This is a genomic window from Acidihalobacter yilgarnensis (assembly GCF_001753245.1).
GTDB classification, from domain to species: Bacteria; Pseudomonadota; Gammaproteobacteria; order DSM-5130; family Acidihalobacteraceae; genus Acidihalobacter; species Acidihalobacter yilgarnensis.
In genome coordinates, this window is the sequence record NZ_CP017415.1 from 1,510,353 (window position 1) to 1,536,134 (window position 25,782).

At 58.4% G+C, this 25,782-nt stretch carries 26 protein-coding genes and 2 pseudogenes; 19 read left to right on the plus strand and 9 right to left on the minus strand.

The window, feature by feature from the left end; translation table 11 throughout:
- Positions 1 to 104: 104 nt before the first annotated feature.
- The 3 genes from BI364_RS07240 to BI364_RS18290 are packed head-to-tail and all read right to left on the minus strand — an operon-like array spanning position 105 to position 1,879.
- Positions 105 to 953, minus strand: coding sequence for a hypothetical protein (locus BI364_RS07240; protein ID WP_070078170.1), 849 nt, complete (start codon positions 951 to 953; stop codon positions 105 to 107).
- The gene (locus tag BI364_RS07245; protein ID WP_197495933.1) at positions 946 to 1,665 is read right to left on the minus strand and encodes a methyltransferase; all 720 of its coding nucleotides are present in this window, start codon (positions 1,663 to 1,665) and stop codon (positions 946 to 948) included. The genes BI364_RS07240 and BI364_RS07245 overlap by 8 nt, the downstream gene beginning before the upstream one ends.
- Before the next feature lie 22 nt (positions 1,666 to 1,687).
- Positions 1,688 to 1,879 carry a hypothetical protein gene (locus tag BI364_RS18290; protein ID WP_070078172.1) on the minus strand — a complete coding sequence of 64 codons (192 nt, stop codon included), beginning with the start codon at positions 1,877 to 1,879 and terminating at the stop codon, positions 1,688 to 1,690.
- Between the two features lie 387 nt (positions 1,880 to 2,266).
- On the opposite strand from BI364_RS18290, the gene BI364_RS17835 reads away from it, so the two are divergent.
- The 9 genes from BI364_RS17835 to BI364_RS07290 all read left to right on the plus strand — a co-directional run bounded on the left by BI364_RS17835 (position 2,267) and on the right by BI364_RS07290 (position 10,339).
- A complete protein-coding gene (locus BI364_RS17835; protein ID WP_156782653.1) occupies positions 2,267 to 2,500 on the plus strand; it encodes a hypothetical protein in 234 nt (77 codons plus the stop codon).
- A gap of 200 nt (positions 2,501 to 2,700) precedes the next feature.
- The gene (locus BI364_RS07255; protein WP_456049113.1) at positions 2,701 to 5,514 is read left to right on the plus strand and encodes a ribonucleoside-diphosphate reductase subunit alpha; all 2,814 of its coding nucleotides are present in this window, start codon (positions 2,701 to 2,703) and stop codon (positions 5,512 to 5,514) included.
- Positions 5,515 to 5,971: 457 nt separating this feature from the next.
- Positions 5,972 to 6,424 (plus strand): hypothetical protein, encoded by a 453-nt coding sequence (locus BI364_RS07260; RefSeq protein ID WP_070078173.1) that lies wholly within the window; start codon positions 5,972 to 5,974, stop codon positions 6,422 to 6,424.
- Between the two features lie 297 nt (positions 6,425 to 6,721).
- On the plus strand, positions 6,722 to 7,186 hold the full coding sequence (locus tag BI364_RS07265) for a single-stranded DNA-binding protein (RefSeq protein ID WP_070078174.1): 465 nt from the start codon (positions 6,722 to 6,724) through the stop codon (positions 7,184 to 7,186).
- 42 nt (positions 7,187 to 7,228) lie between these two features.
- Positions 7,229 to 8,197: a RecT family recombinase gene (locus tag BI364_RS07270; RefSeq protein WP_083251226.1), complete on the plus strand. Its 969-nt coding sequence runs from the start codon at positions 7,229 to 7,231 to the stop codon at positions 8,195 to 8,197.
- 163 nt (positions 8,198 to 8,360) lie between these two features.
- Complete coding sequence (locus tag BI364_RS18295; protein WP_070078176.1) at positions 8,361 to 8,798, plus strand: hypothetical protein; 438 nt, start codon at positions 8,361 to 8,363, stop codon at positions 8,796 to 8,798.
- Positions 8,713 to 9,825: a DUF7146 domain-containing protein gene (locus BI364_RS17315; RefSeq protein ID WP_197495934.1), complete on the plus strand. Its 1,113-nt coding sequence runs from the start codon at positions 8,713 to 8,715 to the stop codon at positions 9,823 to 9,825. Before BI364_RS18295 ends, BI364_RS17315 begins: the two co-directional genes overlap by 86 nt.
- Before the next feature lie 2 nt (positions 9,826 to 9,827).
- Positions 9,828 to 10,094, plus strand: coding sequence for a hypothetical protein (locus BI364_RS07285; RefSeq protein WP_156782654.1), 267 nt, complete (start codon positions 9,828 to 9,830; stop codon positions 10,092 to 10,094).
- Between the two features lie 23 nt (positions 10,095 to 10,117).
- Positions 10,118 to 10,339, plus strand: coding sequence for a hypothetical protein (locus tag BI364_RS07290; protein WP_145930829.1), 222 nt, complete (start codon positions 10,118 to 10,120; stop codon positions 10,337 to 10,339).
- Here BI364_RS07290 and BI364_RS07295 read toward each other — a convergent pair.
- From BI364_RS07295 to BI364_RS07310, 4 genes are all read right to left on the minus strand, one after another.
- Positions 10,310 to 11,548, minus strand: coding sequence for a carbon-nitrogen hydrolase family protein (locus tag BI364_RS07295; RefSeq protein ID WP_070078179.1), 1,239 nt, complete (start codon positions 11,546 to 11,548; stop codon positions 10,310 to 10,312). The two genes, BI364_RS07290 and BI364_RS07295, sit on opposite strands and share 30 nt — an antisense overlap.
- 3 nt (positions 11,549 to 11,551) lie before the next feature.
- Positions 11,552 to 12,118, minus strand: a complete 567-nt coding sequence (locus BI364_RS07300; RefSeq protein ID WP_070078180.1) for a nuclease-related domain-containing protein — start codon at positions 12,116 to 12,118, stop codon at positions 11,552 to 11,554.
- A gap of 38 nt (positions 12,119 to 12,156) precedes the next feature.
- The gene (locus BI364_RS07305) at positions 12,157 to 13,797 is read right to left on the minus strand and encodes an ATP-dependent helicase (protein WP_197495936.1); all 1,641 of its coding nucleotides are present in this window, start codon (positions 13,795 to 13,797) and stop codon (positions 12,157 to 12,159) included.
- 75 nt (positions 13,798 to 13,872) lie between these two features.
- Positions 13,873 to 14,619 (minus strand): hypothetical protein, encoded by a 747-nt coding sequence (locus BI364_RS07310; protein ID WP_070078182.1) that lies wholly within the window; start codon positions 14,617 to 14,619, stop codon positions 13,873 to 13,875.
- Positions 14,620 to 14,900: 281 nt separating this feature from the next.
- On the opposite strand from BI364_RS07310, the gene BI364_RS07315 reads away from it, so the two are divergent.
- The 3 genes from BI364_RS07315 (at position 14,901) to mobI (ending at position 16,953) form a co-directional block, all read left to right on the plus strand.
- Positions 14,901 to 15,284 carry a hypothetical protein gene (locus tag BI364_RS07315; protein ID WP_070078183.1) on the plus strand — a complete coding sequence of 128 codons (384 nt, stop codon included), beginning with the start codon at positions 14,901 to 14,903 and terminating at the stop codon, positions 15,282 to 15,284.
- Positions 15,281 to 16,108, plus strand: a complete 828-nt coding sequence (locus BI364_RS07320) for a hypothetical protein (protein WP_156782655.1) — start codon at positions 15,281 to 15,283, stop codon at positions 16,106 to 16,108. Before BI364_RS07315 ends, BI364_RS07320 begins: the two co-directional genes overlap by 4 nt.
- Before the next feature lie 383 nt (positions 16,109 to 16,491).
- On the plus strand, positions 16,492 to 16,953 hold the full coding sequence (mobI, locus tag BI364_RS07325; RefSeq protein ID WP_070078185.1) for a conjugative transfer protein MobI(A/C): 462 nt from the start codon (positions 16,492 to 16,494) through the stop codon (positions 16,951 to 16,953).
- Here mobI and BI364_RS07330 read toward each other — a convergent pair.
- Positions 16,937 to 17,200, minus strand: coding sequence for a hypothetical protein (locus BI364_RS07330; RefSeq protein WP_070078186.1), 264 nt, complete (start codon positions 17,198 to 17,200; stop codon positions 16,937 to 16,939). The genes mobI and BI364_RS07330 overlap by 17 nt on opposite strands.
- Positions 17,201 to 17,342: 142 nt before the next feature.
- Between BI364_RS07330 and BI364_RS07335 the strand changes: the two genes are divergently transcribed.
- The 4 genes from BI364_RS07335 to BI364_RS07350 are packed head-to-tail and all read left to right on the plus strand — an operon-like array spanning position 17,343 to position 20,247.
- Positions 17,343 to 18,305 carry a ParM/StbA family protein gene (locus tag BI364_RS07335; protein ID WP_070078187.1) on the plus strand — a complete coding sequence of 321 codons (963 nt, stop codon included), beginning with the start codon at positions 17,343 to 17,345 and terminating at the stop codon, positions 18,303 to 18,305.
- Complete coding sequence (locus BI364_RS07340) at positions 18,286 to 18,570, plus strand: hypothetical protein (protein ID WP_070078188.1); 285 nt, start codon at positions 18,286 to 18,288, stop codon at positions 18,568 to 18,570. Before BI364_RS07335 ends, BI364_RS07340 begins: the two co-directional genes overlap by 20 nt.
- 44 nt (positions 18,571 to 18,614) lie before the next feature.
- Complete coding sequence (locus tag BI364_RS07345) at positions 18,615 to 19,199, plus strand: hypothetical protein (RefSeq protein WP_070078189.1); 585 nt, start codon at positions 18,615 to 18,617, stop codon at positions 19,197 to 19,199.
- On the plus strand, positions 19,192 to 20,247 hold the full coding sequence (locus tag BI364_RS07350) for a hypothetical protein (protein WP_070078190.1): 1,056 nt from the start codon (positions 19,192 to 19,194) through the stop codon (positions 20,245 to 20,247). Before BI364_RS07345 ends, BI364_RS07350 begins: the two co-directional genes overlap by 8 nt.
- A 632-nt stretch (positions 20,248 to 20,879) precedes the next feature.
- On the opposite strand, the pseudogene BI364_RS07355 reads toward BI364_RS07350, so the two are convergent.
- A pseudogene (locus tag BI364_RS07355) lies at positions 20,880 to 21,908 on the minus strand (IS630 family transposase).
- A gap of 211 nt (positions 21,909 to 22,119) precedes the next feature.
- On the opposite strand from BI364_RS07355, the gene BI364_RS07365 reads away from it, so the two are divergent.
- The 3 genes and pseudogenes from BI364_RS07365 (at position 22,120) to BI364_RS07380 (ending at position 25,739) form a co-directional block, all read left to right on the plus strand.
- A protein-coding gene (locus tag BI364_RS07365; RefSeq protein WP_156782608.1) for an IS3 family transposase occupies positions 22,120 to 23,246 on the plus strand; the annotation gives its coding sequence in 2 pieces (ribosomal slippage) (positions 22,120 to 22,387 and positions 22,387 to 23,246; 1,128 coding nt in all).
- 56 nt (positions 23,247 to 23,302) lie between these two features.
- Positions 23,303 to 23,671: pseudogene (locus tag BI364_RS18300) on the plus strand (transposase); the annotation flags it as partial.
- Between the two features lie 1,033 nt (positions 23,672 to 24,704).
- Positions 24,705 to 25,739 (plus strand): IS630 family transposase, encoded by a 1,035-nt coding sequence (locus BI364_RS07380; protein ID WP_070078097.1) that lies wholly within the window; start codon positions 24,705 to 24,707, stop codon positions 25,737 to 25,739.
- Positions 25,740 to 25,782 lie beyond the last annotated feature (43 nt).

The following is a 25,782-nucleotide window of genomic DNA, read 5'->3' on the forward strand; positions in this document are numbered from 1 at the left end:
TCGCGGCGCTGTTTGCCTAGCTTGCTTGATCCGGTGCGTGCCAAACATCGACGTTCAAACGATGTGCCTGATGAAAATTTTTCGTGGGGTGGCATTGTGCCGATTCAGGCATCAATCTCGATCTTCTCAGTCTCCGGGGCGGACTGCGAATCCACCGCATATCCCTTGCCAAGACGATGAGCGATCGATTCTGGATCGGCATGCGAAGTCACGACATAGGTCCAGACATCCTTCATGCGTGGCGTCGCGTATTCGGCAACCGCCCCGATTTCCTGGAGATGTTTGCGCACGACTTGCGGTTGTCCGGGACCGTGCACAGTCAGGAACCATTCATCGGCGTCGGGCGCGCCGACCACCTCGTTGTCGAAACCACCCCGGACGAGCATGCCGGCGACAGAAAACCAGACGTGCCTGACGCGGGACTCGACGGCATCGATGAACACGCCAGCGCCCGCGTCAGTCTGTAGCGCCGCGACCCAGGCCTCGGGATCGGTGAAGGCGCCGGTAAAGCGCCAGTCGTACATGACGCCGCGTCCACCGGAATAGGACCGTCGCTGTACCGAGAACACCGGGTCACCTTCGACATGATGTTCGTTACCCGACCAGGCGGTTGAGGTGGCCTGCGTGAAGGTTTCCTCGCGCGATTTGGACGACCAGAGCTTTTCAAGTTCTTCATGCAGGAGCAGGCCGCAACGAAGTTCTCCGGGGAACACCCAAATGGAAAGCAGCCCCTCGGGCATGGCCTTGGCGCCAAAGCGGATAGGAAACGGAATGGACAGCATGCCGGTATCCGCCTGTGTTGCCGCGCTGGCGACATTGAGGGACAGCTTGCCGGCTTCCGGGGAAAATTTGCCCAGTAGACGCCCAAGCAACACCGCGTGCCGATCGAATCCTCTGAGCAGTTTGTCGAAAAGGTCGACGCGAAGTCCGGATAGCTCCTGATAGTCAGGCATGTTTCACCTCCAGGATATTGACGACGATGCCGCTCCCGCGCCGGTCGGTTGCCCGCACCTGCGTGGTTAAATTCTGTTTCTCCGCCAGCACGGGCAGGTCAAGCCCCTGGCCTTCCGCCCACGCAACATAGGCGCTACCGGCCGGCTTCAAGCGCGCGGGCAACTCATGCATGAACCGCTTGATGAGCTTGCCGTCCGTGTCGATCGCCATCGCGTGGCAAAGACCACCCGGCGCGGCAAAGAGCAGGGGCGCATTGAACACGATTAGGTCCCATTGCCGGCCGGTCTCGAAGGCGGAGAAAAGATCCGATTTCACCACGCGGGCAAACCGTTCGTTCGCCATCGCGTTGATTTCAGCAGCAGCCAGCGCCGCCGGATCGTTGTCCGAGAGCGTGAGTTCGTTGCCGGCGTCTGGCGGCGCCAGGGACAACCCGACGGCCCCGGTACCGCAGCCGATTTCCAGAATGGCCGCTTGACACGGCGACGCGCCGATGGCTTGGCGCATCAGATGTGTGCTCGATTGAGGCCAGGGGTGATACACATGCGAGGGCGCATAGATGGTCAGATCAGCGAAGGGGATGATCGCCGGATGCGACTGTTGCGCGATAAAATCCGCGTGTCCGGTATCGAGGGCGGATGATTCATGGGTGACGCCGAGCAGTTCCAAAGCGGCGTGGCTGGATATCCGGTGCTCTTCGACCTCGCGCAGCACGGCAGGAATGGCTCGAATGATGTCAGCGCTCAAGAAGCACCTCCCTGCGTTGCTGCGCCGCGATCTCAGCTTCATAGGCTTCACGCTCGCGCTTACGCGCTTCGTCATCGAGCCGCGAGGCTCGGCGAACATACAAGAATGCGGCCAACAGCATGGCAGCGGCCGTGAAGCACCAAAGGCCAAGCACGAAAGGGAGTTCGAGAAATAGCGACATGCGACGAGTCCGGAATGGGCTTGCCGACATTGTGTTTCCCGTGGAACCGCGCCAGATGTCTAAATAACCTCAAATCAGACGCTTATTCGTGTTTCTTAGGTATCCATGCGTGGAACCCGTCCCCGGATCGCCATGCATCGGGTTGCGCCAATGTGGCCGGGAATCGACCGACTTGACGTGACGACGAGTAAGCGGTATGTATAATAGCTAGTGAACAACGGCATCCACGGGCCGCTACCGTGGACATTGAGTAGATTGGTTTCTCCCGCATTCGATAGCGGGACGTTCGAGCAGCCTCCGCGCTGGGTGACATGCGCCGGTCAGAAGAAGACACCGGCACACGCCACTCAGCGCACCCGTCGGCCTACGACGGGACAAGGAGGCATCATGCTTTCGTTATATCTCACGCCGGCTACGCGGGCATGGCTTAGCCAGCTTGCGCGTTCCCGCGACATCGTGTCATCCGTGGATCTTGTAGAAGAACTCGAGTATACCGGCCCCAACCAGGTCGACGCCGTTGCCGGACGCCTCCGGCAACGAGGCATTCAGCACGGGTTGCATCGCTTCTGTCCCCGCGGGCAGATAGCCACGCGCGATCTTGCCGTCGCTCTGCAAGACTGAGCAGCTCGCAGCCGATGGCGACCCGTCAAATACCGACAATCACGGCAGAATCAATCTGTCGTGATTTTTGTGGCTTTTGAGATATAGATTCGCCAGTTTGGAAAGTTTGATCCATGCGAGACGCCTATCGGCGTCTCGTGCTTTTAAGACCTCGTTTTCTCCGTTTCCGGCTCCCGCCGGCTGTAACCCCGTCGCGCATCGTGCGCGGACCGGCTTACAGGGCCAACGCCCCGCCCGACGGCGCGCTGCCGTCACATCAAAGCCAACGGAGCTTACCTATGATGAACGTCATCAAACGCGAAGGCACAATCGTGCCCTTCGACAGAACCCGCATCGAGGTTGCCGTCACCAAGGCCTTTCTCGATGTCGAAAACCGCAAGGGTGAGGAACCTGGCCGGCGCATCAAGGAGATCGCTTCTGCGATCACCGACGACGTGATGGCCGCACTGGATCGTCACCCCGACCGCACACCTCATATCGAGGATATCCAGGACCAGGTGGAACTGGCGCTGATGCGCGCCGGAGAACACAAGGTCGCGCGCGCTTACGTGCTTTATCGCGAACGCCGCGCAGCCGAACGTCCGAAACCGCAGGACCTGCTCGATCCCGGTCTTGCCATCCATATCAAGGACGCGAACGGCAAGGTCATGCCACTCGATGGCGAGATGCTGATTCGTCGAATCAATCTCGCCTGCGAAAATCTCGCGGGCGTCGAACCTTCCCGCGTGAGGGAATTGACAGTTAAAGGCTGCTACGAAGGCATGTCGATTTCGGACTTGGACCAGACGCTCGTCATGAGCGCCAGATCCCTGATCGAACGCGACCCGAATTACGCCTTTGTCGCTGGCCGATTGCTGCTCGACAACCTCTACACCGAAACAACCAGCCGGCTCATCGAGCCCGGCAAACGTCCGTCGCGCCTGGAAATGGCTTCGCTTTACCGGATCGGTTTCATGCAATACATCCGTGAAGGCGTACGTCTGGAACTGATCGACCCTGTGCTGGCTGATTACAATGTGTCAGCGCTGGCCGATGCCATCCAGCCGGAGCGCGATCTCAAGCTTGATTATCTGGGCCTGCAAACGCTGGCGGACAGGTATCTGATTCATCATGACGGGGTGCGTATCGAACTGCCGCAAATGCTGTTCATGCGCGTCGCCATGGGTCTTGCCATCAACGAGGTGGACCGCGAGACCAAGGCCGTCGAGTTCTACGAGCTGCTCTCCTCGCTCGACTTCATGAGTTCGACCCCGACCCTGTTCAACGCCGGCACCCTGCGCCCGCAGCTTTCGAGCTGCTACCTGACCACCGTGCCCGACGACCTCGACGGCATCTTCGCCGCGGTCAAGGACAACGCCCTGCTGTCCAAGTTCGCCGGCGGCCTCGGCAACGACTGGACCCGCGTGCGCGGCCTCGGCGCCCACATCAAGGGCACCAACGGCAAGAGCCAGGGCGTCGTGCCCTTCCTCAAGGTCGCCAACGATACCGCCGTGGCGGTCAACCAGGGCGGCAAGCGCAAGGGCGCGGTGTGCGCCTACCTCGAAACCTGGCACGTCGACGTCGAGGAATTCCTCGAACTGCGCAAGAACACCGGCGACGAGCGCCGCCGCACGCACGACATGAACACCGCCAACTGGATTCCCGACCTGTTCATGAAGCGCGTCGCCGAGGAAGGCGAGTGGACGCTGTTCTCGCCCAACGAGACGCCCGACCTGCACGACCTCGTCGGCACCGCCTTCGAGGCCCGCTACGCCGAGTACGAGGCCAAGGCCGCGCGCGGCGAGCTCAAGGTCTTCCGCAAGCTCAAGGCGGTCGACCTGTGGCGCAAGATGCTGTCCATGCTGTTCGAGACCGGGCACCCCTGGGTCGCCTTCAAGGACCCCTGCAATCTGCGTTCGCCGCAGCAGCACGTCGGCGTCGTGCACAGCTCGAATTTGTGTACCGAGATCACCCTCAACACCTCCGACGACGAGATCGCCGTGTGCAACCTCGGCAGCGTCAACCTCGCCCAGCACGTCACCGAGCAGGGACTGGACACCGCCAAGCTCGCGCGCACCATCAAGACCGCGATGCGCATGCTCGACAACGTCATCGACTACAACTACTACAGCGTGCCCCAGGCGCACCGCGCCAACCTGCGCCACCGTCCGGTGGGCTTAGGGCTCATGGGCTTCCAGGACGCCCTGTATAAGCTCCGCCTGCCCTACGCCAGCGAGGCCGCGGTCGAATTCGCCGACCGCTCCATGGAGGCCGTGTCCTACTACGCCATCAAGGCCTCAGCCGAACTGGCAAGGGAACGCGGTGCATACGAGTCGTTTGCAGGCTCGCTCTGGTCGAAAGGCATCCTGCCGATCGATTCCGTGGGATACGTAAGCAAGGCGCGAGGTGGATATTGCGATATGGACGATAGCGCAACGCTCGACTGGGATCGCATTCGCGAACTGGTGAAGGGCGGCATGCGCAACTCCAACACCATGGCCATCGCCCCGACCGCGACCATCTCCAACATCTGCGGCGTGTCGCAGTCGATCGAGCCGATTTACCAGAACCTGTACGTCAAATCGAATCTCTCCGGAGAATTCACGGTCGTCAATCGGTATCTGGTGGCGGACCTCAAGCAGCGGGATTTGTGGGACGAGGTCATGGTCAACGACCTCAAGTACTACGACGGTTCGGTCAACGCCATAGACCGCGTGCCGGACGACCTCAAGGCCCTCTACGCCACAGCCTTCGAGGTTGACCCGCGGTGGTTGGTTGAGGCTGCATCGCGCCGCCAGAAGTGGATCGATCAGGCCCAGTCGCTCAACCTGTACATGGCCGAGCCGTCCGGCAAGAAGCTGGACAACCTGTATAAGCTCGCCTGGGTGCGCGGCCTGAAAACGACGTATTACCTGAGAAGCCAGGCGGCAACTCAGGTTGAAAAATCCAATACGCGGGTCGAAGCCTTGCCGGAAAAAGCAGACGAACCCAAGGTTTGTTCCATCCTTGATCCGGACTGCGAAGCCTGTCAGTAAGCTTGTTCTATTCTGGCCCGGGGATTATCCCGGGCCAGCTTTCCAGACGCGCCGTGGCGGGTCTCGAAAGAGGCGCTTGATCTGTTTGCGCCAATACGTTAAAAGTGGAAAAGGCATCCGTGGGCCTTGCCACGGAATATCGCTTCCAGCATCCAGGCTGGAACAAAGCTCAATGTGATGACCTATATCGCCGTTTGGCGAATATCCATCTACCGCATCCTGCGGCATTCCCGATTTTTCTATGTCCGACATTGCCACCCCTATCCGTTATCCGCCGGATAAGGCTGTCGATTTCCACAAGACCGCCCCTCTTTAATCGGGCTCAATCATCCGGCGTGCACGCCGGATATCACCCGTCTGCGGGAGCATTCTCCTGTCGACGGGGAATCTTCCTATCCACTACGTGGACGGGATTTATTTTTCTCCTGGGGAGTAGTGGCCCCACGAGGAAATCATCATGAAAAAATATCTTTTGTTTCTTGCCCTGCCTGCGCTGATTTCTCTCGGAGGTTGCGCGAGCTATGGGTATCAATCGTATGGCACGGGTCTTAGGGCCATGCAGACGGAAACCGGTGTTGTGGTTCACGACGCCATGGTTCGCATCAATCCGGGTACGCAAAGCATCGGCACCATGGCCGGTGCCGGTATCGGCGGCATTGCTGCAGCCGGCGCAGCCCAGGGTTCTGGTCAGTTCGGTCAACTATTGGCTGGTGCGGTTGGCGCCCTGGTGGGCGGCACCGTGGGCAATGCTGTGCAACAGCAAGCCACAGGGCCGGCGCAACAGGTCACGGTAGAACTGCCGGACCGACAGTTGATAACGGTGGTCGAACAAGGATCGATGCTTCATTTGGGTGAGCGTGTGGGTATTTCTTACTCGCCCAGCGGCCGAGCCAGAGTTTTTCCTATGTGATTTATCTTCACACCCCCGTCGTTCCGGGATCGCGTAACTTGATTATGCCTTCCCGAACGGAGGAAGGCGTGAGGACACTCACATGACCGCTCTCATTTTCATGACTGCCACCATTATCGGCATGGTCATCGCTATTCCCGTCATTCGCGTAAAGCGAATCTTTCTCGGGTAATCACTGCTTCCGCGGGGCCTTCGGCCCCGCTTTTCACGGTGCTCACAAGCTTCGCGAAAAGCGATTTACGCGGAGCCGGACCGTTATTACTCCGGCCTATTCAATCCCCAAAAGGAGAAACAACCATGCAAATGGTCATTGCACTCGGAAACCTCGGAAAGGACCCCGAGATCCGTTACTCACAAAGCGGCATGCCGGTCGCGAATGTGTCGCTCGCCTGCAGCGAGAAATGGACGGACAAACAGTCCGGAGAACAGGTCGAGAAGACCGAATGGCTCAATCTCGTTGCGTTCGGACGCACAGCCGAAATCATGGGTGAATATCTCAAGAAAGGTTCGAAGATATTCATTCAAGGCAAGCTGCAGACCGACAAGTACGAGAAGGACGGCCAGACCCGATATGTGACAAAGGTTGTCGTTAGATCCATGCAGATGCTTGGCCAGCCGTCGGGTGGTAATGGCAACGACGGTGAGAAGCACCGCGGAGCGAATCAGCAAAATTCGCGTTCGGCGCCTCAGCCCGCCCATGCCGGTCATTCGGCCGATTCCGGCGCTCCGGATTTCGACTTCGACGACGATATTCCGTTCTGAATGGCACGTTTTTAGGAATCGTTGACCAAACAGGAGAAATCCATGAACGCCGTCCCAGCAAAAACTCAACCGCCTGCTTGGCGGCTCATGATCGCCCAAACCGAAGCCGCGTACACCGATATCGTGCGCGGCGCGGGGACGGGACTTAGTTATTCCGCCGAACAGGTGTTCGCCGTGCAAGCCTGCATGACGAACGATTTTCTTGCGGATACCGCTTCCAGGAATCCTCAGAGTCTCCGGCTTGCCATGCTCAATTCCGCAGCCGTCGGGCTGACTTTGAATCCGGCCGAAAAGCTGGCCTATCTCGTCCCGAGAGACGGGCGGGTCGTGCTCGATATCTCGTACCGGGGACTCATCAAGATCGCCGTCGATATCGGCAGCATTCAGTGGGCCAAGGCCGAGCTTGTATACAAGAACGACCAGTTCAAATCACTCGGCCCGGGCCAGTTGCCGGAGCATGTCTTCGACCCGTTCGAGGACGACCGTGGAGAGTTCATCGGCGCCTACTGCGTGGCCAAGCTGGCCGATGGCAGTTGGCTGACCGAGATCATGCGCGCCTCAGAAATCTGGAAGACGCGCGACATGTCTCAGGCCTGGGTCAAAAGCAAGAAGGGCCCGTGGGCCGATTGGCCCGACGAGATGATCAAGAAGACGGTCATCAAGCGTGCCAGCAAGACCTGGCCTGCCAGCGGCGGACGCCTCGCCAAAGCCATCCACCTGCTCAATGAACAGGGGGAAGGTCTGGCGCCCGAGCATCTGGCGCTCAATGCACTTGATTCGCCTGAAGAAGGCGACCCGGAGAAGGCCGGTGAAAAGGCCCGGAACACCGTGACCCGTGCGCTCAACCAGGCCGCAGAAAATGGTATGTGGGCTGCCGCCGAACAGTATTTCCGAGATCGCTTCAAGAACCAGGACGAGCTTGCGTACGCGTTGCGCGAACTCGATAACCGGAAACAGGCATTGCCTGCCGAAGCCGGTTCTTCCGACGAAAGCGGGGACGACCCCGCCTAATCCAACTTCCATGCCTGCCCCGAATCATCGGGGCAGGCTTCTCTTAGGCCCTTGGCCCGTATTCGAAACATCGCGTTCCGAATGCGTTTCTCGCTCCGGCGACTGCGCGCATCTCCTTTCATCAAGGCATCGGCCGCCTCATCACAGGCCGAAAGGAGAGAGCATGAGAGTCCTGCACAAACACCAGGATGACAGTCTGCCGGATCTGTTCGCGGATGCCGGCATGTTGCTTCTCGGTTCGGGCGATGAATATTTCGACTGGGACGAGAAAGCCGTACACATCGTCAGGACCCGACTGCTGGAAACCAGCATGCGGGATCTTGCGGACCCACGGAACGGCACATCGACATTCGAGGACATCCTCGACTGGATGGGCCTGGATTCTGGGAATCCCTTTTCATTCCGCCGTTGCGTCGAGGAATACGCCCGCGAATTCGGGATGGATACGCTCGAAGCAATGGAATCCATCAAGGAGGAAGCACGCAACAGTTACCTACGGACCATCGGGAGGTTGTATGAGCGCACAACTGAAGTCGTTGCCGGAACGGACGGAATATCGTCATGTTCCGATCGGCGAGAGAGCTGCCGGGAGGTGGCCTGATATCTTCGCCGCGCTCGCTCCCGATCTGGGGCCGGCGCTAGGCAAATACGGTAAGCATGTCTCCTGTCCGATTCATGGTGGGCGCGATGGGTTCAGGCTTTATGCGGACCCTAGACGCAGCCTGTACGGGCAGGCAGTGTGCAATACCTGTGGCTCGTTTATCAATGGTTTCGTGCTGCTCTCCGCCTTGTACGGGTGGAGCATCTCTGAAACCTATCAGCGAGTCGATCTGGTGCTGGCCGGGTTGCCGGCCGAATCCGGGGTGCGGATAGAGAAACTGCTGAAACGCTTCAAACAAGAGGATGCGCTAAAGCGCCGCCTCGCATTGTCGGACGCAGTCCAGACTTTGAAGAGCAGCAAGCCCGTATGGGCAAGCATGACATGGCCATTGCGCCGCTATCTGGATGAACGTGGTATCCCCATGCATCTGGCCTACCCTTATCTGGGGAGCGATGTCCGCTACCATCCGGAATTGCCTTATTTCGAGGGCGGACGGGAAGTCGATCGGTTCCCGGCACTGCTTGCGATCGCGCGCAACCGGGATGGCAAACCTTGCTTTCTGCACCGGTCTTGGCTCGCCAAAAATGGGCACGGCAAGGCGCCGGTATCCTGCCCACGAAAGACCACCACGTTTTTCCGCAAGCAGGATGGGGCGGCCATTCGCCTAGGCGGACATTTCGGCTCTCAAGGCGACGTTGCGGAGGGCATTGAAACCGCGCTTTCAGTCGCGATTGCTGTAGAACGCCCCGTCTGGAGCCTGGTCAACACCAGCCTGATGTCGGCGTGGTCCCCGCCTGACGAGCACTGTCCCCGGCAGATCACCATCTGGGGCGACAAGGATGTCAAACAGGCCGGCGAACAGGCCGCGGAAGCCCTAAGCCGCAATCTCAAGGACAAAGGCTTGTTTGTGTCTGCACGATTCCCCGAGACGCCAATTCCTCGCGATGCGAAAAGCGTCGATTGGAACGATGTCATCATGAATCTTGGTGTCGAAGGATTCCGAAACACCTACCTATGGGGATTCTGACCATGGGCGGTATCTTCAACAGCCTCGTGATAGACACTTCGCCAGAGCCGGAGACGCGGAACGAGCATCATCCGTTCTCCGTGCCGGAAGCTGGCGATCTGAACGCTTGGAGAGTTGCGATCAAGCGACGACTCAAGCACGACCCGGGCTTCCGCCAGCAATTGATGATCCTGGTTCGGCAAAGCGCCGAAGCCCGGTATCTCGGGCCTTATGCAGACAACGCAAAAGCCTTCGTCGACCACTTCAAAAACAGAGAGCGGCCGGATTGATCCGGCCGCTCATGGAGCCCCTCATGGCAAACATGTACGCCTTCGATACCTTGGCTACGTTCAAAAAGCTGAGGTCAGCAGGATTTACTGACACCCAGGCCGAAGCCTTGGTCGCTCTCCTGAGCGAAGTATTTCGCTTCACGCTTAAGGTGAATAAATCCGGCGACAATGCAGAGACACAGGGCGGACTTCACCCAGAAGTCAGCACAAAAATTTCAGACTTTATCGACCCCGGACCTCGTTGAGGTTCGGGGTCTTTTTTTTGGCCCATTGTCCGCCATAAGCACCGGCACACCATAGAGTCGTCCCCAGGCCATGGCCGCATTCCGTTGAATCGTATCTTCCACTGAACCTGAGTCTGCCCAACCATGATTCGCTGGGGCGAGGATAATTTGCGGATGCTGGTCTGGCGCCATAGCCCAGGCAGCAGGCCAGACGAGCAATTGTTCATAGCACATCAACAGAACAACGCGCGTTCGACCGATCCGGTAACCGCCCAACCGCGTCCAATCGGCGGGGAAGTTTCGCCGGGTGGCCGGATTCCATTCACTCAGCGGTACCGGCTGACGGGCCGAGAGCACGCCACCGTGGGCGCCCAAGGCCAAGAGCGCGTCACTGCGCTTGTTGTTTGGTAGCGGTAGTGTAACGCCCATCAGTATCGTGTCGTGCGCTTTGGCCGCTTGATGGGCAATGGACGCCCAGGCCAGGGCGGACAACCCCGTCCAGGTACCCGCGATACCCTCGGGCAGCAACACTGTGCTGCCAGGTGGCGCGGACGCCATCCACACGGCGACCCGATGTTTAAGTGTGATCTGTCGATCGATCCAGTGCATGCCGCTATCCGGCTCGCGCCCTAACTGGGTATTGATGGCCTGCCATTCGTGCGGCATGGGCGGCGTGGCATAAGGGAGCACCAAGGCAATGATGCCGGCTGCGAACAAACCGGCTAAGGCGGCAGCGCGTAGCCTCAAAGGGGGCGATGCCAGCCCGGCTTGCAGCAGGATCGTTGCGCCCAGGCCATACATGCCCCATCCCGGAAACACGGCGGTTGCGGCAAACAGGGGTGAAGCCATACCGATGGCGCCCAGCGGCGGCACTGCGGTCAATAACAGCCCAATGACCCAGCCGAGTCCGGCGTATCGCCCCATACGGGCCAGCAAGGCCCAGGGCGTCCAAAGCAACAGGGCGACGACGATCCAGGCAGCGATGCCCGCAAGCCATGAGTAGGGACCGGGGTAGAACTCGCTGACCGATGCCGTAACCGGCGCAAGCGCGGTCAGCAGATAGGTCAACATCATGGCGCGGCGGCCGGAAACCGGCAGACCGGCCCAGGCAACAGGCAGCAGCCAAAGCATGAAGAACAGGTCCGGCGGCTCCCAGGCCACCCAGGCCACCAGCGCACCGAAAACCGCACCGGCCAGACTATTCGTGAAGATCTTGGGTAGCCGAAGCAAGGCTCAATACCTGCCCAGTACCTGCATGAGATACGAAGCGTCGCCCATGACGATCATGACGCCCCGATAGGTGAAACGTCCTCGCCTGCCGGCAGCAGGCAGCCACAACAGAGGCCAGGCCCCAGTGGATTGCCCTTCGCGCAGTGCCTGCCCAATCGGGTCGCCGAATGGCGGCTTGCCGTTGAGCTTGACCAATTGTCCGCGCGCCACCCTGAGCCCGCTCCAGCTTTTGATTTCCACTGAGACGCGTCGACCGTCTGCGCCGATCAGCAGTGCGTCAATATCGCCACCGGAAGCGCACGGCACATTGAACCGAGCTTGCCAGTGTGTGTGAGCCGCAGCCCGTTTCAACGCTCGCTGCGCGCGTCGTTCCACAACCTTGCCGTAGGCCCGTCTCACATATTGTCGGTAGGCATACCAGGCCACAAGCAGCAGCGCGCCGCCATACACGGGCGTCATTTCGCTGGTATTCCCGAGACTCCATTCGGCAAGCATGAGCGTGCCTGCGAAAAGACACGCGGTCATGGTGGCGAGGTTGCCGAACCAGGGTGCGTAATGTTTCCGGTACATGGCGATAGCTGAACACGGGCGCCAGAACTGGCAAGCCGTCAGTGCATTTCGTCCACAAAGCGCGAAACGACGGCATCCTTGAGTCCGTGTGAGAGGATCAGGCGATCTTTCGCGCGGGTGATACCGACATAGAAAAGACGCCGCTCCTCATTGAGCGGCGCATCGGTGTGCGGCACGATCCCGTCTTCGCATCCCATAAGCCAGACGTTTTGCCATTCAAGGCCTTTCGAGGCATGCAGGCTTGCCAGGACCGGCACAGGCGAATCGCTCGAACCCGGAGACAGTTCCCGCGCGCGGCGGACGAAGGCGATGCGCTGACCGATCGTGCCGTGAAGCTTCATCAGATGCCCGACGGCGGGCAGCGCGATGGCTTTGGGCTTGTCGTCGAAGTGTTTATCCACCCAATTGAACAGGCCGCGCAGCACGAGACTGGCGCGATGCGATTGGGCCGCGGATGACGCCCACTCGGGTGCGGCGCGGGTCAGTGTGCGCAATCCCGGATTCTCGGGTTCGCCGCCATCGTGCAGGGCTCGCTTGTCTTGTGCGCTGATGCCCTCTACGAAGCTGGACAGGCGGGAGAGACCGGACCCGATATCGTCGCGCCCCAGGTCCTCGGCAAAGGCCAGCATGGCGGCGGCCGGCGGGCGATCCCAAAATGACTTGCCGCCAAGACGCACGAAGGGTTGCCGATGAAAATTGAATGCGAGTTCGACCAGATCCAGCATGCGGTTGGTGCGCGCGAGGATGCCCCATTCGCCGGGTTCGGCGATGATTCGCGCGACAATCGCGTCGGCCTCAGCTAGCCGATCTTCAAATGAGCGCGTACTGATGACGCCGCTCTCCGCGCGTCGGGCGATGATCGGTTTGTCGTACCGATCCTGGTTGTGCCGGATCACAGACAGCCCCGCCGACACGATCTCGCATCCGCAGCGGTAATTGCCGTTCAACAGGAAGCGCCGTGCTTTGGCCGAACGTTCGAAGGCGGCCAGTCCGCGATACCCCATCGCGTGTCGCCAACCGTAGATGCTCTGGTCATCGTCGGCCACGACGGTGGTTTCCACGCCGGCTCGGACATGACACATGACCCACTCGTACTGCACCTCGTCAATATCCTGCGCTTCATCGACCAGGAGGTAGGCGGCATCGAGCGGGCGAGCGGCCCCGGACTGCATCCCCTTGACCGCGTCGCGGAGTATGTCCTGGAAGTCCTTTAGGCCATGTCGCTTGAGTTCGGCCTCGTAGCGTCGGAAGATTTCGGATTCTTCGCCTGTCCTGGGCGGCGGCGCCATCGTGGCCTTGAAACGGTCGATTGCTTGCAACGCATCATCGAGCGATAGATCGCTGCCCACACGATCCAGCACCATGCGCAAATAATGAATGCGTCCGCTTTCGTCGAGGATACGGCGACGGTCTTTGATCTGCTGCAGTGCCAGGGCGTGGAACGTGCCGGTCTTGATGCGGTCGCGAAATTCGGTACCGATGCGGGCCGCAATCTCCTTGGCCGCTTCACGGGTAAACGACACGGCCACGAGACGGCCGCTGCGCGTACTCAGCAAGTGCTGCGCCTTGGCGGTCAGCAGGCGCGTCTTGCCGCTGCCGGGGCCGGCCAGCACTAGGGCGTGCCCCTGTGCTAGCGCGGCGTCCCGCTGCGCATCATCCAGCCCCGACAGCGGGTTCATCGGATTCTTCGGCATCGGTGTTGGCGTCGGCCACAGCGGTGTCTTCGGATTCTGACGGCGTCGCGGAGGTCAACTTTATTTTGGCGATCGCGTCCAGCGCCGCATGCAATTTCTTGCCCGGATACTGGTCCTTGAAACCCTCCAGCATCCGCTGAAACAGTTCCGGATCGCTCGCCGGAGCATCGACGAGCAGCGAGACCAGTTCCGGCGCGATTTCCGCCACATAGTGTCCGTTCTCCCCCAAGCTTCCGGGACGCGGGCTGACTTCTTGCTACGCCCTTCGTCGCGCTGGCGGCTTTCCTGAAATGCCTGGGTGACCGCACGCTGTATCTGGCGGGCCGTCTCGACCAGGGGCTTACGGACTTCCGCCACGGCATTGCGTTTGTCGATGACGGACTCGAGTTCCTCGGCAATCCAGGCCATTTCAACGAGCATGAGCGCATCGTCGCAGCGTCGATAAACCTCCAGGTACTTGTTCGACCAGGGGGTGGTGATCGGTGCATCGAATTCGAGTCCACCCTGCACGCTACTCATGTCAGGATCGAATCCGGCGCCTTCCAGGCGTTCTTTCCAATGCTGCTGCGAAGCGCCCAGGGTTTCGATGGCCTTGGCAATGATTTCCTTGAACATGCCTTCGATGCGCAGGATTTCTTCATCCGTGTCCTCGTTGACCCGCAGCCCCTGGATCGATGCCATGCGCGCCGAGGCCTGCTGGAAGAATCGCTGGAAATGGGTCTGCGTGAGGTTGTGGTGCAGCGTAATGCGTCGGGTCATGGCGACGGGATAGCTGACCTGCATGTCTTTCTTTCTGGGTGACTTCATGGCGTGCCTCTTTGTGGATGAACGACGAGGCCAGCATGACGCGCCATCTCTCTTGTCCGTGACCCAAATAACCGTGATATCGCCACTTTTTCGCAAAAACCGGACAGGGCTTGCGTTATCTGGGAAATCCGTAGGCTGTGATCGTTCCCGCTGAATCCGAGTCGAATAACTCCGCACAGAGACGGAATTCATGAAAAGCCGCGCTATAGAGCGACATTCGGGAAAAAACGCGGCTGAGGCAGGGGGTAGCGTGATCTCATCAGGAGGATGGAGGGAAAACCTTGACTATCGAGCATAAGAAGATACTCAGAAACCTTTTGCGCGCTCAGTTGCTGGCTATCCATGATGTGGCGATTACCCAGGGGGCGGAGCGCGCGGCTCTGCTGTTCGGTGTCTCTCAGGACATCGCGCGCGAGGTGTCCGAGCTGTGTGGCAACGACATCGCGGAAGTGGCGGAGCAAGCCGCCGAAAAAGCGCCCTGGTGTCTTCGGCTCGGCCTCGCCCCGGCCGAAGAACGAACCCTGAAGACGCTTTTCAGAAATGCCTCGCTGCCAGAAACCAAGCGGAAGCGGTTACGCAAGGCTGAGGCCGAACGGCTGGCGGGCCTGACGTTATCGATCGGCCGTGCGAGGACTCGGAACGCGAGTCGCGGAGGATGTTCATGATCGGCATCGCAAATCCGGAAGTCATCGACGCGCTCGTACGATGGGGATTGCGGGTGCCTTATTGGCGTCAGATTTTTCGTGAAACCAGCGCCAATGAATGCGCCGTGCTGATAGAGCATGTGCAATCACGCTGGCGCGCGTTGAACCACCGAAACTCTCCGTCTGGGCAGATGCCATTGTCTGCCTCGAAACATTTGCGCATCAAGACACGCGCCATGCATCTCGCTTCAGCCTATAACGCCATCCTGTATCACGCAACAGGCACGACTGACCCACTGCATCCCCCGGCAAAATCGGATTATCTGGCATTGCACGATGGCTTTCTGTCTTACACGGAAACCGTCGATCACCATCCTATGGTGGACATCAATACGGTCTACCAGCTGATCCTGGATGCGCACCTCTATCGTGGCTATGCCATAACGCCGGCCATCTCTCCACGTCCACCCGTGCTGATGGAAGCCTGCGCCAATCCGGTTTGTCCTGCCTATCGACTGGTCTACTTCTACCCCAAGGATTTACGGGTTGGATGTCCATTTTGCGAGTGTGTGCCGAACGAAGACGAAATCAGGAGTCCCGCGAAGGCGGATGCCGGCGATGATCCGGCATGGTCCCGGGTGAGGGCAGATGCGGGACACGAATGTCCGGAAAAAGGACGGGACTGTCCAGGCAGCGGACAGAGTACCCACGAAATGGGTGAGAAATGCACCAAATCGCGTGAGAGCGTCCCTGAAATGGACAGAAGTGTCCCGTCATTGGATCGGTGCGTCCCTGATGGGGATGCCTGTTGTGAAATCACGTCGATACAGGAACGCATCGCATGATCACGGGCGGATGCACCAATGGCCCACCTCGCGTTATGGGTGGCGGAATCTATCTAACGAGTGACCGGGGATGCGCCGATATGGCGCGATCTGGCGACGTGCAGGGGTCTGTTTTTGTGCGGGGAAACCCTTGAACTCCGTTTGGGAAAAACGGTAACCGATGTTTTCTTAACTTTATGAATTGTGTGGAAAAAATAAATATTTTCGGTGTTTTACTTCCGCGCAAACAGGCACTTATCAGGAGAAACCTAGTATTGGGGGAAAATTCAGTTAATGTCCTGCCAAAAGCGTGCGGGAAACACGCAATTTTCCCCCTAATACTAGATAGGGACGAAAAAGCTTTTAACCACCATTGGGGTTTGGGTTCATAAAAGGAAGTCACGATGACGCAGGTGGATGAATCGATTGGTGCGTATCTGTCGATGAGCGTGGAGGCGATGCAGGCGAGGGCGCAGCGGCTATGCGATGAGTTCAATGAGCGTCGTAAGGTGAGGCGTCAGGATGGTCTGTGGAGTGACCTTGAGGTGAGGGTGCGTACTGAATCGGGTCTTGCGGTGGAGTGGTATTACCGGGCCTGGCATGCGAAGGAGCGCCGTGCGTCGATGGGTGGTCGTCGTTACCGGCGGGTCCATTTGACGAAGCGCCGTGTGATCTTTCACGCGCAGGATTGGGAGCGTGACGAGGTGAAGCAGGTGAGGGACCAGCTGGACGTGTTGAAAGAATCGGTCAAGGCACTGCGTCGGACCGAGCGGATGTTGTCGGCGCAGGCATTGGCAGGAGACGAGGCGGACATGTTGGCGGGCTTTCGTGCGTCGGCGCGTGAGCGAATTAACGATAAGGGTTAATGCGTGCGAGGTTGCCGAGTATGGCGAAGACGCCCGCCATAAACGGAGGCTCGAACAGCACGGCGAGCGCGAAGGCGACGGACGAGATGAACCCCGTCAGGACGTAAATGTGGAGATAGGCGAACAGCGCGACCAGTACGCCGCTACGGAAGGCATAGCGGTAGGGGTGTTTCCAGAGGGCATTGCGATTGATTTCGTTGTCCCGGATGGGGAGGAATAAATTGATGATGCGTTCGATGAAGTGCATGTCTCTCTCCTGTGATTGAAGTTTGTGAGGATTGATTGTGTAACGGGATCGGGGAAAAGCAAGCCGAAACGAGGTTATTTGGTTCCGTGAGTGCTGAACGAAGGATTGAGACTATCCGAATCGTTCCATGGGAGAGTCTGTTATGTACGTGATGGGTTGCGATCTTGGGCTGGGTAATTACAAGGAGGCGTCGGGTCATCGCGGGGGCGTGCCTGAGATGCGCGTGTGGCCGGCGTGTACCGTGCCCGTCGAATCGTTGGGCATAAGCCTGTACGGCGGGGATGATAAATCCGAGAGGCGCATCGAGGTAGGCGAGCGGATGTGGGCGGTGGGGGTATCGCTTGATTCGGGTGCGAGAGGCGCGGAAGAGATGCACGCGGGTTATGTCGGCAGTGCGCCCTGGCTGGCCCAGTTGGGTTATGCGCTAAGGCACAAGGGCCGCGTGGACAGACTGGTGTTGGGACTTCCGGTAGACGAGTGGAGCATTCCGCAGAACCATGAACTCACGAAATCGTCGGCCGCGGAGGCGGCGCGTCTGAGCGGCGCGCATCTGGCGGAGGTACTGGTGGTGCCGCAGCCGCTGGGGGCTTATGTGGACGCGAATGTTCGCAAATCCGGTGGATTGATGAAGCAGCGAGTGCTGGTCGTAGACCCGGGTCGCTACACGGTGGACTGGACGCTATTCGTCAAGGGCAAGTTGCAACCGGACGGTTCTGGATCGGACAGGCGCGGTGCCGTGTCGAGGATTGTTGAAGGCGTGCAACAACATCTTTGGCAGGATTTGCGGGCGCGAGTCGAGGAGGGCCGGATACGTGAGGCGCTGGATGCGGGGTTGACGGAAATTATGGTGAAAGGCAAGCAGGTTGAGTGCGGCGATGCGATAGCAAGCATCACGAGCCGCGTGGTGGATGAGGCGCTGGTCGAGATACGACGAACGCTGCGTATTGAAAGCGACGTGGACACGGTGCTGCTAACGGGTGGAGGTTCGAAGTATTACCGGGTACGGCTGATGGAGGTATTCGGGGAGGGCCTGGTGCAGGAGGTGCCGGAGCCTGTGATGGCGAATGCGCGCGGGTATTGGTGGTATGGCGCGCATGCGGCGTAGTGGCGGGTATTCGGGAGAGCTACATCCGTTGCGGTTTCGCGTGACGGTATCTGGCGAGCTTGCGGAGTATTTGTCGGGTCTGGAACCGGGTGTTCGGTCGCGTGAGGTGGCATTTCTCGCGCTGGCTGGCAAGCGGGTGCTGGAACGTGGTGCTGAGTTGGCGGCAGGCGGGCGCGCGGTGCGCGGCGAAGCCAAGGCCAAGGGAGGCTCGGTGGAGCCGGAGCGGTCGGCCGATTTGGACTGGATGAGTGAGCTCAGGTTTTAAGCGGTGATGCGAACAATGCGGCGCGGCCGCAAGGAGAGTGTGACATGAGCGAATTGGCAAAACGTGGACCGGAGGTGGATGAAGCCGCGTTGCAGGAACAGGCCGAGAAGGATGCTGTGAGCAACAAGCTGTCATCGGTTATGGATGATCTGGTGCAATCGGCGAAACGTGGCGTGGAGAGTTGGCTTGAAGCGGCGGACGCGGCTTGTCTGGCATCGGGTCGTGAGCAGGTGGAGGTGCTGCGGGCGCTGGCGAAGAGTCGTGGTCAGGCGATATCGCAGGATCTCGAAAAACTGAAATCGCTGCGTAGCGCCCTGGGGTCACTGGAGGCGCGTCGGTCGTCTTTGAAGCATCTGTACAAGCAAAGCCTGGTGATGCGTGATGGCACGAGCGTATTCGGGGTCAAGGATGCTGCGCGGGATGTGGATACGGTGGTCGTGAGGTTGCTGGAATGTGAGCGTCGTCGAAGCGAGATCATGGGCGAGGCGATTCGGATAGCGCAGCGTGCGGAGTGGAGTGCAAAGGAGTTGTACGGTCAGGTCAGTGCATTGACCGGTAACGGTCGAGTACGGGAGACGGGGCCGGTGTTTGCTGGTGTTACGAACATGAAGGAGGCAGGCCGTGGTTGATCAGCCAAGCGGATGGGACCTGGAATCGGACGAAGACGGCTATCTGTCGAGTTTGAGTGATGAGGTGCCGGGCAGGAAGTCGCCATCTGAGGATACAGCGGAAAGAATGCGTCGCGAGCTGGAGATTGAAGATGGCGAGCTCGTGGATGTGATGGGCGTCCATGACGCGGGTAGCGCAGGTCATGAAGATCGGGCCGAGATGCCGTCGCTGGAGGATGACTCGCCAAGGCGTAGCCGGTCTGGTTCCGGTTTGAAGAAGAAGCTGATGGTGTCGGCATTGGTGGGAGGTGCGGTGCTGCTGGCGGCAGGTTTGCATGAATATCACCAGCTGTCGGGTGGTGGCGGAGAGCCAGAAGCGTCGATGCCGGTGACGCCACCAGCGCCGGCGTCACGCAGTGGTTATGTTCATAAGTTGTCCCCGGCGCCTGTTGCTGTGTCGACGAAATCTGCTGTGCCCTCTGCTTCTGTGGGTGCTGCGAAGAAATCGGCTAGGGTGGAACCGCCGTCAGTGGCCATCGCGTCGCAGGAAGCATCTTCGGGTGCTACATCCTCGTCGGCGTCTGCTGCGTCTGCTGCGTCTGCTGCGTCTGCTGCGTCTGCATCATCTGCGTCGGGTACGGTGAATCTGGGTGAAGATGCGTCCGGGCCGTCGTCGATGCCTGTTTTGCAACCGTCGTCGTCGCAGGTAATCACGGCGCAGTTGACGGAGATCGAGGGTGAGCTGGCGACGATGAGGCAGAATCCGGGTGTCGACACGAAGAAGCTATTGAAGCGGATGAACGAATCGTTATCAGCGTTGGCGTTGAAGCTGGGTGCTACTCAGACGGAGATAGGGAAGCTGTCATCGAGTCTGTCGTCGCATGTGTCGAAACACCCGGTGCTGTCTGGCTATCGCTTGTTGGCGGTGGTGGGAGATCAGGCGATGGTCGAGGATATGGGTACGGGTCGCGTGGCGGTTCTCAAGACCAACGAACACCTTGGTGGTTTGACGGTGTATCAGGTGTCTGGCGGCGAGGTGGTGACGAACTACGGGGTATTTGGCGGCTGATGCGATGGGCGGGTATTTGGAGCGATCCGCAGCTGAGCTAGAGCAGGCAGGCTGGATGGCGAACATCCAGTCGATGCGCAGCGGATGGCGTGCGCGAGCCCGGATACTCGGGATCAGAACAGGGCGTTACGTGGTATTGGTGCTGGATGCTCAAGCGCCGCAGAGTTGTCTGCTGCTGGTGACGGGCGATGTTCAGATTGTCAGGTGCTTGCACGAGCCAGCGGGTGTAGCGATGGGTTTTGAATCTCGGGTGTTGAAGCGTGTCGAATGCATCTGGAGAGTACGTGGTGGTGCTGGGGTATCCGTCGTCAGCGGAAGAGACGCCGATTCGACGAGACCCGCGATTGGTCTGACGGATGCCCTGCGGGATCATGGTGGATAGAGTGGAGTTGTCCGACTATACGGCTGCGGCGCTCCTGGATGTATCCGCGAGTGGCGCGGAGTTGTTTGTAAGTGCCAACTGCCATCAAGTAGTCTGCGAGACGGCAGGGATTCTTTTGCTTGGCTACTGAAAAAGTCGTCTCGCATCACCGGAAAACACCTCAAGCCACCTCGATTTGCTACCCCGACAGAACCCACATGCTGCAATTCATCATCTTCTATTGATCCGGCCAGCAAATAGTATTAAGCGGCTACTTCACGCGCGGGTCCTGGAAATACATTTTGACGCGCTCTGGCGAGCCCTCCAAGGTCTGCCTCTATTCGGCGGTTGCGGCCTTCAGTTTGGCTTTGGTGCGCGCCGGCACTTTTGTATAAATCGCTTGTTTCAAATCCGCATTGAGCCGCTCCTCCGGGTTCAGTTCAGGACTGTAGCTGGGCAGGTAAAACAACTCGATCTTGTCTGTGCGATCAGCAACCCAGGCCTTAACCACCTTGCTGTGATGTACCCGCAGATTGTCGAGAATCAAAAACACTTTGCGTCCCGCGTCTTTGATCAAAGCACCCAAAAATTCGATGAGCCTGTCCGCATTGAACGCCTCATCAATAATCATCCAGCGCGTCTTGCCCTGGTTGGTCACGGTGGCGATCATCGACAGTTTCTGGCGCGTGCCGCCCACCGCAAAAGTCACCGGTGTTTTTCCAGCCGGTGCGTAGCTGCGACCACGTACATCGGTGTTCACCACCGCCGTCTCGTCGCCCCAATGAATCTCGGCACCCTCAGTCTTGGCGCGTTTCTCGATGGCGGGGTATTCCTCTTCCAGCCAGTTCTGAACTGCCTCCGGACGTTGCTCGTAAGCCTTCTTGATCGGCTTTTGCGGGGTGAATCCCCAGCGCTTGAGGTAATTGCCAACACCCCGTACAGATAGCTTGATGCCGCATTCGCGCTCAATCAGCTGCATAACCGCTGCCCGGTTCCACAGCGCAAATTCCATCTTCAGCTGTTCCGGCCGCTTGTCGCAAATGATTTGCCGTACAGCCATTTCTTGCGATCCGCTCAATCTGCGTCCGCTTCCTTGTTTCTTGCCGCGCGCAGCAGGCTTGAGGGCCACCGCCCCCGCAGTTGAATAAGCGGTGATCGCAGCGTTCACGGCATACCAACTCAGGCCGCTATGCTCAACAATTCGCATCACGGGCATTCCCTTGCGGTACAGGCGGATGACTTGCTTGCGTCTCTCGTGCAGTACTTCTCGCGACTGCTTGCGGGCGTCTTCTTTTTCCATGACCAATGAGACACATCACCGCACCTTAAAGTTCACGGATTAATCGTGCCGAGTCTATAAGGAAGCTTTTTATGGCATCTGGGATATGGACAACCGGCCTGACGCGGAAAGTGCTTATGAGATCTGGAGAACTGGACCCACCTGATTGGACAGTGATTGAACGCTGATAAGTGCTTCCTTCATCATGAGCGAGACGCTCTGGAGAGAAGCGATGAGACGGAAAAGACGAAACCATTCGCCTGAGTTCAAGGCCAAGGTAGCGCTTGCAGCGCTACAGGGTGACCTGACGATGGCTGAGTTGGTCAAGAAGTTCGATGTACATGCCAATCAGATCGCGGACTGGAAGAAGCAGCTGCTGAGCAACGCCTCGGATGTGTTCGGCAAGGGCGCACAGAAGGCTGAACAGTCGGCCGAAACCATTGAGCAGTTGCACGCCAAGATCGGCCAGCTGACGATGGAGAATGATTTTTTAGAACGCGGGCTCGAACGGATTCACGGGCCCAGAGGAAAGCAATGATAGATCGTCAGGATCCGCTGCCGGTAAGGCGGCAATGCGCGTTGCTGGACCTGCCGCGCTCGACGTTCTACCGCGTGGCCAAGCCGGTTACAGACGAGGAACTGGAACTCATGGCGCTGATTGATCGCTGCCACCTGAAGTATCCTTTCTATGGCAGCCGACGCATCCACGACTGGTTGGAAGACCAGGGTCACCGCGTAAACCGCAAGCGGGTTCAGCGCCTGATGCGCACGATGGACCTGAGGGCACAGTACCCGAAGCGCAACCTCAGCTTGGCCAATCAGGCGCACAAGGTCTATCCGTACCTGCTGCGGGATCGGGTTATCGACCGCCCGAACCAGGTCTGGGCGACCGACGTGACCTACATCCCGATGGCGCGGGGCTTTGTGTATCTGGTGGCCATCATGGACTGGCACTCGCGCAAGGTGCTCTCCTGGCGCGTATCGAACACGCTCGATGTGAGCTTCTGCGTCGATGCGCTTGAGGAGGCGATCGAGGCCTACGGCGCCCCGGAGATCTTCAATACCGACCAGGGGAGTCAGTTCACGAGCGAGGCGTTCACCGGCGTTCTCAAGCACCATGGCATCCGCATCAGCATGGATGGCAAGGGTCGGTGGGTCGATAACGTGTTCGTCGAGCGCCTGTGGCGCAGCGTGAAATATGAGGAGGTGTATCTGAAGGCCTACGACAATATCGCCGATGCACGAAGGTCACTGGGGCGATACCTGGCCTTCTACAACGCTGAGAGGCGGCACCAGTCACTGGACCGGCGCACCCCCGACAGCGTGTACTACGAATCCGCCGCCAGACTGGCGGCATAACCCGAGAGAGCACTTAGCGGGCTGTCCAATTTCCCGGGTCCACTTCTTGGTGTGGGAGTCTATCCGATGAGATGAGAGATGCCTTCAAGCCGATTCTCACGGCCATCGGTAACTGGCACACGGAGATCTTCAACTACTTCGATCACCCGATCACCAACGCCTATACGGAAAGTCTGAACAACCTGATTCGGGTGATGAATCGTCTTGGGCGCGGCTATAGCTTCGAGGCGCTTCGGGCAAAGATCCTTTTCACCGAAGGGGTACATACAGTCAAGAAACCCAAATATCCCAAGCGAAGAGCAACGATGGAAGACTCGATGTTCGCGTACAAAACCTTTTCAAGGATTATCGACATCGAACGAGAAACCAACTACGGCGCTCAGATATCAACATTGATATCCTTGATTGAAACCGGCGATCTCTAGACCCGTATCAACACGATCTTCCGGATACCCAAAAAGACAAGTGCTCGAATGAGCAGGCACATAAAGTAAACAAGCACCTCTTGTCGAATCCTGCCTGTGGCTTCCACGCTGGACCTGATAAGTGGGTGTTATAAATCTTTACACTCCGAATGGCTTATGGACTCTAGGTAGACGGTCTATTTTCACAAATAAAATAATCAGTTACGTCAATAATACCCCCATATGAGGGTGTCGAAAAGTCTGGCGGAAAACAAAAGAAGAGGATGACTGATACTGATCAAAACGTATCCAACCACCATAAAACAAGAGGTTTTAAAGCTTGTTATAAAATTGGCATGGAAATCGCTTTCGATTTTGAATAGCCGCCTTCGGAAAATTTATGCTGCCTTGAATTACATCAGTTTTGCTTGACTGAAATTCAGATTCATCAAGACCGGGACCTGGGTAATCTGAATGTTTCCTTCCATCAGAAATCTTCGTAAGTCAGAACAAAGCTATGCAAGTTTAGCCGGAATATATAAATAATGAGGGGTTAAAATGAATATGCCGCTTAGCAAAATCATTGTGTCCTCGTACGCGGTACTTCTAGAAGTTGCAATCTGGCTGATTTTGATCTGTGGCTTTATCGGAGGATGGGTAGTAGGGCACGGATTCATCGAAGCACTCGGAGGGCTAGTAGTGTCTTTCATATTTTGCGTAGTTGTGTTAGGTGCATTTTTGACGATTGCTGACATTCAAAAGACGATCCGCGAAATACAACACAAGCAAGTAGTCAAGCCGCAGCCTCTCGAATAATGGGTTTCATCTGCAGCAACCTAATTAATATCAGATCCTGTTGATAAGCAAGAGGCACCCTAGAGCAATTAGTAACGTTTTATTGTTATACGCTACTGCCCGATTAACTATCGAATAAATTCAGTTGGTTAGAAAACATGTCATCCTCCAGGATATGTTTGGTATCGAAAAAGTCTTTGTTTACTCATAAGTCAGTAGATTAGGGAACAAATGGCGTCGACTTCGGTCATAATTGGGTATGAAGAACGATGGACGGACATTGACCCGCGAGACGCTGGAAGCGATGCGCTTCATGGCGCTGGAGCGGATGGTGGAAGGCGAATCGCCGGCAGCGGTCTCGGCGTCGTTCGGGATGCACCGGACTTGGGCGTACAAGGTACGGCTGAAGGCGCGCGGGCGCGGCCAAGGCAAGCGGGCCCTGCAGTTGCGGCGGGCCCCCGGGCGGCGCCGGAAGTTGACCGATGCCCAAGGACGGCAAGTGTTCCGGTGGGTCAACGGCAAGAACCCGCGGCAGTATGGCTTCGACTTCGGTTTATGGACACGCCAGATCGTGCGCGAACTGATCGCACAGCGATTGGGCGTTTCGCTGAGCTTGGCCTCAGTGGGCGCGTTGCTGGCGCGGGTCGGCTTGACTGCGCAAAAGCCACTCCAGCGTGCGTATCAGAGGGACCCTGACGCGATCGAGCGCTGGCAACGGGAAACCTATCCGGCGATTGCTCGCCAAGCCAAGCGGGACAAGGCCGATATCTATTTTTGGGACGAGTCAGGTTTTCGTGCCGACTCGGTGCACGGCAAGACCTGGGGCGCCAAAGGACACACGCCGGTCGTCTCGGTGCCCGGACAACGGCAAGGGATCAGTGCCGCCTCGGCGGTCAGTGCCAAGGGGGCGTTCTGGTTCGCGACTTACAAAGGCGGCTTGAACGGCGACCTGTTCGTGACCTTCCTGCAGCGCCTGATGCGCGGCCGACGCAAGCCGCTGCATCTGATCCTCGATAATCTGCCTGCGCACAAGACCCGCGCCGTCAAAACGTATGTCGCCAAGTCAAAGGGCAAGTTGACGTTGCACTTCCTGCCCGGCTATGCCCCCGAACTCAATCCCGACGAGCTGGTCTGGAGCCACGCCAAGCGCACGGGCAATGCCCGCCGGCCGTTGCGGGCCGGAGAACGTCTGGAAGATCGCATCCAGTTTCAACTCGCCAACATGGCCGCACAGCCGAATCTGATCCGCTCGTTCTTCAGGCACCCAAGTGTTGCCTATATTACTGACTGCTGAGTAATTGTCTTTGTCGTGCTGTTCGTGGCGGGTTGGTATTGGA